Genomic DNA, 10,000 nt, shown 5'->3' with positions numbered 1-10,000 from the left:
AAATACGTGCAGCAAATGGGTTACAAAGAATTGAATTGGAACTTAGGCTGTCCGTATCCTATGGTAGCCAAGTGTGGAATGGGTTCTGGATTAATTAGTAACACATCTCAAATTGAACATATCTTAAAACGAGTTCACAACGAAACCGATATTATTGTTTCGATGAAAATGCGAATGGGTTATGAAAATCCTACCGAAATTTTAGATGTTTTCCCTATTTTAGAACAATATCCAATTAAAAATATCGCAATTCATGCCCGAATTGGCAAACAATTGTACAAAGGTGGTGTCGATTTAGACTCGTTTCAAAAATGCCTTGACACATCAAAACAAAAGATTTATTATAATGGCGATATTACTTCGGTAGCAAAATTTAAAGAACTACAAGAACGTTTTCCTTTAATTGATCATTTTATGATAGGAAGAGGTTTAATTGCTGATCCGTTTTTACCTTCCATGATTAAAAACAACACTACGGAATATCCAAAAAATAGATTCGAAATTTTTGAAGCTTTTCACGATGAAATTTATCAACAATACGATGCATATTTACAAGGTCCAACGCCTATTCGCATGAAAATGTTAGGTTTTTGGGAATACTTTTCAGAATCATTTTCAAATCCACAAAAGACTTTTAAAAAGATTAAAAAAGCAGGAAATAGTAAAAACTATGAAGCTGCTGTGAAAGAGATTTTCAAAAACGGGTAAATAAAACACATAAGTCAATTACAATCAATTCATTACCAGTTGTTAAAAAAATAATACCACTTATTACTTCACTTCTATTTAATAAATAGAATTTCCTAACATTTGTTCAATAAATAAATGCCAAACACCTTGTTTACAGTATTTTATGTTTATTGATTGTTTTATTTAAAAAACAAATGTGTTATGGAAAGAAAAATTACCCAAAAGTTCCATAAAGAATTGATAGTACTATTTTGTCTGTTCTTTTTTTGCATCGCAAAGTCTCAAACCCAAATTTCTTATCAGGGATTTGATAGCAAACCAGAAGATTCTTGGAATTATATTTCAATGCTAAATTCTGGAACCATTCAAACCAATACCAGTTCATTTGTTTCCTCTCCAAACTCTTTACGATTTGGTGGTTCAAATAGTTCTTCACCTGATGATCCTAATATCAGTTTTGATAATGTCAACATCAGTAGTTTTACTAATGTGTATGTCAATATTTTCTTTTCATCTAACGGAACACCTGATGATAACGATGATTTGTACCTAGACATCTCTTATAATAATGGAACTTCATACACAACTTCGATAAAGTTAATTGATGGGAAAAACAGCACAACCTCAGATGTTTATGCGTTTAATCATACGGTAAGTACTGGTAACACTGTTGGTTCTCCTTACACTTATGCTATTCCAAATGGCAATACACAAGTAAAAATCAGAATTCGATTTGATGAACTCAATGGAGGAAGCAATACTTCTGATTACTATTTTATAGACAATGTTAGTTTATATGGAAATCAAACAGGAAATCATCTAGAAGTTCTTGGATTAAACAATACAACTATACCTCATAACGCAGCGGTTTCATCAAGTTATGGAACAGATTTTGGAGAAACTCAAATTGTTTCAGATCCTGTAATTAGAACTTTCACTATAAAAAATATTGGAAACAATACCATTAACTTAACGGGAACTCCTTTGGTCCAAATCATAGGAAGTTCGGATTTTACAGTTATTCAAGATCCAAGCAGTTCCATCAATACGAATAACTCAAGTACTTTTAAAATAAAATTTAATCCAAGTTCTATTGGAACTAAAACGGCACAAGTATCTATTGCAAGCAATAGCGACGATGTGAGCCCGTTTTTATTTGACATAACTGGAAAAGGAATTCAAACTTTTTACGATAGTGACAACGATGGAATTTTTGACAATGTTGATATAGACGATGATAATGATGGAATTAGAGATGACGTAGAAGAATCTAATTGTAATTCTTTAAACGGAAATAAAGTAAATTATAAATTCCTTAACGAAACTTTTGGAGCTGGAAGTCGTACAACTATCAATACAACTTATAATGCTTTAACTACGTATTGTTTTGAAGACGGAACCGTTGGAGTAAACACTCCAGAATGTCCAAATCTAAACTTAACCGACTTAAATGACGGAAAATATACCGTTGGTCCGTCGGCTCAAATTGCTTCTTGGGCACCTTCGTATTGGCACATGGGAGGTGATCATACTGGAAATCCGAATGGAAGAATGGCTATTTTTAATGCTTCTTATACTCCAGGAATTTTTTATACAGCAACTATTACAGGAGCACTTCCAAACATTCCAATTACCTACAGTTTTTGGGTTTTAAATTTAGATAGAACTGATGCTCCTGGAATTGCAACTCGATTAAGACCAGATGTACGAGTAGAATTCCGCGATATGAGTAATAACCTAATTACTTTTATTGAAACTGGAGATATTCCGCCTACTACAGCTGGAAATTTAGCTGGCGATTGGCAACACTTTACAGCAGACATCAATCTTAATGTGAGTGCTTTTCAAGTAATTTTCATCAATAACGAAACAGGTGGTACTGGTAATGACTTAGCTTTAGACGATATCTTAATTTCTCAAACATTATGTGATTTAGATGGAGATAACATTGCCGATGTATTTGATTTGGATTCCGATAATGACGGAATTCCAGATGTAGTTGAAGTCGGTTTAGGTAATTTATCCGAAGGAAAAGCCTATTTGTACCAATGGGTAGATGTCAATCAAAATGGTATGCATGATGTAGCGGAATCTCACATTGTTCCTGATAACGATGGCGATGGCGCTCCTAATTACTTAGATTTAGATAGTGATAACGACAGTATTTTTGACGTAGATGAATCTTGGGCTGGAAATATTAATGCTTATGTTGGTTATGAAAATGGTGATGGCGACATTAATGGTGATGGCGCAGGAGACGGTCCAGAATCAGAAGATTTTAGAAATAAAGACACGAATGGAGATGGTAATTTAGAAGGCTTTGGTGACGGAATCTTAGATATTTATGATTATGCATTTAATATTTATGGAAACGACAATCAAGGTACAAATGTAGCGCCTTTTACTTACTATGTTAAAGATACCGATGGCGATGGAATTCCAGACTATTTAGATGTAATGTCAAACGGAGTAACTTTTGATATTTCACACACCCTTTACGCTAGTTTAGACACCAACAACGACGGAATTATCGACGGAAATACCGATACTGATGGTGACGGAATTTTAGACGCTTTCGATACAAATAACAACGTTTTTGGTTCTCCAAGAGATTTAGAACGAAAACTATTCATCGCTTTTGATGGTAGAAATGACTATGCAACTGACAATAATGTAATAACCAATTGGCCAAATGCTTCTTTAATGGCTTGGATTAACATCAACTCCGCATTTTCTTCTGAAGGAATTGTGCTGGGTCAAAACAAATTTCACATAAAAATCACTAATGCCAAAAAAGTGGAAGTAGTTGCTAATGGAATAACGTTAAGTAACAATTTGGCACTTAACTCGGCTCAATGGATTCATATTGGTGCGGTTTACGATAGTTCAAACGAACTATTAAAATTATTTGTAAATGGTGAAATGGTTGCAAGTACGTCTGTTTCTGGAACAATTTCAGATACTTCTCTTTTTACCATTGGAAAAAATTCAATAACAAATACGCAGTTTTTTAAAGGAAAAATTGATGAAGTTCGCTTATTCAATGTTGCGTTAACGGATTCCCAATTCCAAAAAATGGTGTATCAGGAAATTCAAGATAATAGTAGCCAAACACGCGGAACTATTATTCCAAAAGACATTCCAAGTTTACCATGGGTTAATCTTGTTCGCTACTACAAAATGGACAATTATAAAGATGATGTAATTGATAATCACACTACCTCAACAATAGATACAACTCCAGGAGCTAGAATCTATAATGTAAAAACGATTGCCGTTCAAGAAGCGCCAATGCCATTTGTAACAGAGCAAACTGGCGATTTTCCAACAGCTGTAAACTCAGTTTCAAAGGAAATTCGAGGATTAGATATTGCAGATTATGATTGGTCAATCGTTCATGTGAAAGACAATATTAATTCAACTACAAATCATATTGATTTAGGAATGATTGTCGATTCAAATGTATTAATTGATGTTGTAAATGACACCAAACTGCAAAATGATTGGTATTTAAAATTAGATGGAAAAATCGATTTACAAGATTATTCACAATTGCTTCAAACTACTGATAGTGATTTAGATCCTACAAGTATTGGAACCATAGAGAAAGATCAAAAAGGAACTGGAAATTTATACAATTATAATTATTGGTCATCTCCAGTAAGTTCAGTTGCAAGCACTACAAATAATAACACTGGTTTTACAGTTGGTAGTGTGCTTAGCGATGGAACAAATGCGGCAACTCCACAGACCATTTCATGGATATCTGGCTATAATGGTGCTTCAAATCCAATCCGATTAGCTAGATATTGGTTATACAAGTTTACCAACTTAACACCAGAATATGCTAATTGGCAACAAATTAATGAGAATAGCATTCTTCAAACAGGACAAGCATATACTATGAAAGGAAGTGGAATCGTTGCACCTCCAAATATTCAACTACAAAACTATGTATTTAACGGGAAACCTAATAATGGGTTAATCAATCATAGCGGCTTACAAATTGGAATTAACAATATCAACTTGGTTGGAAATCCATATCCTTCAGCACTAGATGCTAATGAATTCATTGGAGACAATTTAAATGCAATTACTGGGACATTGTATTTTTGGGAACATTATCCATCAAATAATACGCATATATTAGCTGGATATCAAGGAGGGTATGCTGCAAGAAATTTAGTGGGTGGAGTTCCTCCTGTTTCACCTGCTTTAATAAGTGGATTAGGTTCTAGTCTGCGAATTCCTGGCAGATATATTCCCGTAGCACAAGGCTATTTTGTTAAAGGAAACCCTAATGGAGGGCAAGTAACTTTTCAAAATAGTCAAAGAAAATTTGTGAAAGAAAATAGTATAAACTCAAACGAAATGTTTAGACAGAACAATTCGGCAACAAATCCACAAAATAGTAACGACGAAGAAATTCCCGATAATTATAAAAGATTGAGATTAGGCTATACAGGAAGTACTAATTTCCATCGTCAACTTTTGATAGGTTTTATGAATGAAAATGCTAATGATGAATACAATTTAGGATATGATGGAGAAATAATTGATATCCAACCAGATGATTCTTATTTTCAATCCGGAAGTTACAAATTAGTAATTCAAGGAGTTGGTTTTTTTAATACAGATGCAATTTATCCATTAACTGTGAAATCTAGTCAAACTGGAACTGTAAACTTTATGATTGATGGATTAGAGAATTTCGATCCAAATCAACCGATTTTCATACACGATAATAGTAATAATAGTTATCATGACATTAGACTGACAGATTATAGCGTAACTATCCCTGCTGGAGAAATAAGTAATAGATTTTCACTTAGGTTTTCAAATAGCACACTCTCTTCTAATGATTTTGAAAATAACGCAACATTTATTTTCTTTAATTCAACCGAAAATGGAATTGAAATTGCAAACAACCAAAACTTGGAAATTGTAGAGGCTACATTGTTCTCAATTTTAGGACAAAAAATTAATCATTGGGAAATAAATAGTTCCGAAAACAATATAAAATTACCTGTTAAAAGTGTTGCAACTGGAGTTTACATCCTAAAAATAAAAACTAATAATAACAACTATTTGAGTCAAAAAATTCTAATTAAGCAATAAACAAATAATACTCTGGACTAACTATTTCTTAATATAAATATTACAATTTATTTATCTAATTAACCAGTTATTAAAAAAAACAATACAGTTATTACTTTCCAGTAATTTCTGCTGCCTTTTTTTGTTAATATTTGTCCTAAATAATACATAAAAAACTCATTATCAGTGAATTAATTTTTTTTAAATTTTCTAAAAAATAATTCTAAAAAAGTACCCCAAAACCCCAGAATATGAAAGTCAAAAAAATTACAATTAAAAAATTTTTATTCCTATTTCTGCTAATAGCAATAGAAATAAAAGCACAAACTACTATTTTTAATGCCGATTTTTCTAGTACAACTGGAAATAATGCATTTACATACGCTGGTGCATGGACTAGAGGAAACAACAATACAAGTTTTACAACTACTGGAGTTATAGCTCCTTATTTACATGTAACAACTACAGTTTATACAAACAATGCAAATCTTACTGCAATTACACCAACAATTAATTTAACTGGTTATGAAAGATTAACATTGTCATTAAAATATAATTTTCAAACCGAATTAGATTATGATGGTTTTAAAATCTTATTTTCCACAGACGACGGAGTAACTTGGCGAACTTTAGGAAAAGAAAACGATCAAGCTGTGAATTGGTACACCAGAACAAATGTTGCTGCATTTGGAGCCGACCAGAGAGCATGGAGTGGTAACCCAGGAAATACTTGGTTTACGGCTAGTATTGATTTACCATCACAAGGTTTTGATAACAAAAACAATATAAAGTTCGCAATACAATTTAGATCTGATGCTATCAATAATTCCTACAGAGGTGTTGCAATTGATGACTTCAAAATCACAGGTTATTCAATTGCAGCAAAAACGTATCCTAGCTATAGCGCTTTTAACAAGTTAGAAGTTTGGTACAAACCGCAGAGTTTATCAGCTTTAGCAAATGACGCTCCTATTGACTCTTGGCCAAATGCTACAGGAATTAACACTAGTTGGACAAATGCTACAGGAACAAGCACTACAAGACCATTATACAAAAACAACACTACCAGTAATGTAAATTTCAATCCTGTGGTAAACTTTGATGGAACAAAATCAATGTTTTCTCGACAAGGATTTTATAATCATGACATATTTATTGTTGTAAATCCAGGAACACCTGTAAGTTCGGCTTATGCAGCACAAGATGTATTGATGGGAGACGATTTTCTTGAAATTTCAGGATCACAAGATATAACTGGACTATCAATTAATAACACTTCGGCAAGATATGGTGCAGGAGTAGCAAATATTGCTGCTTATAATCAAGGTGCTCAAACTAACTATGGTATAGCGATTACTTCGAGTACTATAACCTATGACCGTCCTGTAATTTTTAATGCTCGATTGAATGCTGCCGGAACAGGAATGAATTTATATCTAGATGGAGTTGATTTAGGTGTTACCCTTAGTTCTACGTTGATGAAAGAGGTTAATATAGGTACTTTCAAACAAATTTTAAATTCGCGTTTTTGGATAGGACGAAGTGAATACTTTGGCCCTAGTTTTAATGGTGATGTAATGGAAATTATGATGTTCTCTGAAAGAAAATCTGACTCAGATAGAAAGAAAATAGAATCCTATTTGTCTATTAAATATGGGATTAATCCAGGACTATTTCCTGTCCCTGCTATCAGTTTACCACACGTTCCTGGTGAACTTGTAGATTCTGATGGTGTAGCATTATGGAACAACACAATAAGTAATGGATATACTTATAATGTTGCTGCAATTGGAAGAGACGACAGTACGAGCTTAAATCAAAAACAAAGTAAAAGTATCGATCCGGAGAGCTTTTTAACCATTGGACTGCGTGATATTTATACTACAAATGTTTTAAATACAAACACATTTGCCAACAATAAAGATTATCTAGTTTGGGGTAGTAACCTATTACCACTAACAGAGATGGCTTCGCCGATACAAGTCAATTTAGGAAGTAGTTTGGTAGCCACTTCAACACGAGTAACAAACCGAACTTGGAAGTTTGTAGAAAGAGCTACGACAGATGTTGGGATAGTGAAAATTTCTTTACCAGTATCTTCTGTGAGTTCACTACCCGCTTTAACAGGAAATAGTGATTATGTATTAATTTTAGCAGACGATGCTAATTTCACTACCAATGTAGAAACTATATTTCTAAAAACAGTTAGTTCAAATTTAGAAGCTACTTACAATTTTAATGGAACAAGATACATGAAACTTGGTGTGGCCGAAGAAGTAATTGCTTCAAGACATATCAAATTTGATGGTACAGATGACTATATCCGATGTAACGATGTGACTAGTGTTACTAGTGCCTTTTCAGTTTCCGCATGGATTGATTGCGAAGGTTCAAACACTTTAAACAACGATAAAACAATCGTTGCTAAAAAAGGCGCTTCTGAAACTGGGTATCATTTCTTGATAAATAATGCTAATAAATTAGTTATGCGTTTTCACAATGGCACTTCTATGTCTGAAATAGTGAGCAATACTACTTTATCAACAAATCAATGGCGAAATGTAACTTTTACACTTGATGGTTCAAATGTGGGTAGCTTATATATAGATGGTGTTTTAGATATTCAAAGCAATATGAATGCTCGTACCGACATGACTAATGTTTTTACCATAGGTGGTCGCTACATAAATGAAAGTAGTGTCGTAGATTATTTTCGTGGGAAAATTGAAGAAGTTCGAATCTGGAATTCTGCATTATCTGTAAATGAAATTCGATTTATCATGAATCAAGAAATTGAACAAGGAACAGAAAACACTATTAGAGGTAAAATAATTCCTGCTTCAATTTCGAAAAATGACATCAATACAAAAATTTGGACAACAGGAATATTTGCTTATTTCAATATGAACAATTACATAGGAACTTGTTTAAACGAAGTTTCGGGCAAGAAGTTTAGAGGAAGTTTAAACAATAGCAATTTATTCACTATTGAAACACAAACAGCTCCTTTACCTTATGTGTCACTTGCTGATGGCGATTGGGAAACGGCTGGCGCTTGGACGAATGGTAGCTCAATGTATTATCCAAACAATTCATTAACTATTAATAATGTTGCTACAAAAATAGATTGGAACATTATTAAGACAACTCATAATATAACGTCTTCTGGAAATAAAACGCTATTAGCAGCTATTGTAGATAACAATACCTTAAAAATTAGCAATGATTCAAAATTAGAAATTTCACATTACTTAAAAATAAACGGAAAAATCGATTTAGAAGGAAAATCGCAATTAATCCAAACAACTAATTCCGATTTAGACCCAAGTGGAACAGGAACGTTAGAAAGAGACCAAGAAGGAACTGGAAACTTATACAATTACAATTATTGGTCATCTCCTGTTAGTACCATTACAAGTACAACTGAAAACAATACCGGATTTACAGTTGCAAATGTTTTAAAAGATGGAACAAATCCAGCGTCACCACAATCAATTTCATGGATTTCAGGTATTAATAGTACTAGAAATCCTATGAAACTAGCAAGATATTGGCTGTATAAGTTTACCAATTTAACTTCAGAATATGCTAATTGGCAGCAAATTAATGAAAATACAAATCTGCAAACTGGACAAGCATTTACAATGAAAGGAAGTGGAATTGCAACACCTCAAAATTATGTGACTCAAAATTATGTTTTCACTGGAAAACCAAATAATGGTACAATAAATCACAGCGGCATTTATATTGGAATGGCAAATATTAACCTAATAGGAAATCCATATCCTTCTGCATTAGATGCTAATGAATTTATTAACAATAATATAAATTCTATTACTGGAACGCTTTACTTTTGGGAACATTACACTTCAAATAACACACATAATCTTGCAGGTTATCAAGGAGGTTATGCAACCCGAAATTTGGTTGGTGGAGTTGCTCCAGTATCACCTCCATTAATTAGCGGATTAGGAACTAGCACAAGAATTCCAGGTAGATTTATTCCTGTTTCGCAAGGGTTCTTTGTAAAAGGAAGTGTGACAGGCGGCCAAATCATTTTCCAAAATAGTCAACGCGCTTTTGTAAAAGAGAATAATCAAGATTCTAATGTAATGTTTAGAAATCAAACAAGTTCAACTGCTAACAATAATGAAGATGATATTATTTCTTCTGACACTTTTTCAAAAATACGATTAGGCTACAGAGGAAGTAC

Annotated in this window: 3 protein-coding genes; all 3 read left to right on the top strand. The window is 33.0% G+C overall.

Translation table 11 applies throughout. From position 1 onward, the window contains the following. Positions 1–708: tRNA-dihydrouridine synthase family protein (locus tag LDL23_RS04015; RefSeq protein WP_291264558.1), on the top strand; the 708-nt coding region annotated here is incomplete at its 5' end. A gap of 183 nt (positions 709–891) precedes the next feature. Then, positions 892–5,808, top strand: coding sequence for a LamG-like jellyroll fold domain-containing protein (locus LDL23_RS04010; protein WP_291264557.1), 4,917 nt, complete (start codon positions 892–894; stop codon positions 5,806–5,808). A gap of 230 nt (positions 5,809–6,038) precedes the next feature. Continuing rightward, positions 6,039–10,000: LamG-like jellyroll fold domain-containing protein (locus tag LDL23_RS04005; protein ID WP_291264556.1), on the top strand; the 3,962-nt coding region annotated here is incomplete at its 3' end.

The organism is Flavobacterium sp. (genome assembly GCF_020217025.1).
GTDB lineage: Bacteria > Bacteroidota > Bacteroidia > Flavobacteriales > Flavobacteriaceae > Flavobacterium.
This window is presented reverse-complemented; position numbering and strand designations above follow the sequence as displayed.

What these genes read in the sequence shown, in the direction of transcription:
- LDL23_RS04010 (WP_291264557.1), top strand. Translation starts at nt 892, where the DNA reads ATGGAAAGAAAAATTACCCAAAAGTTCCATAAAGAATTGATAGTACTA.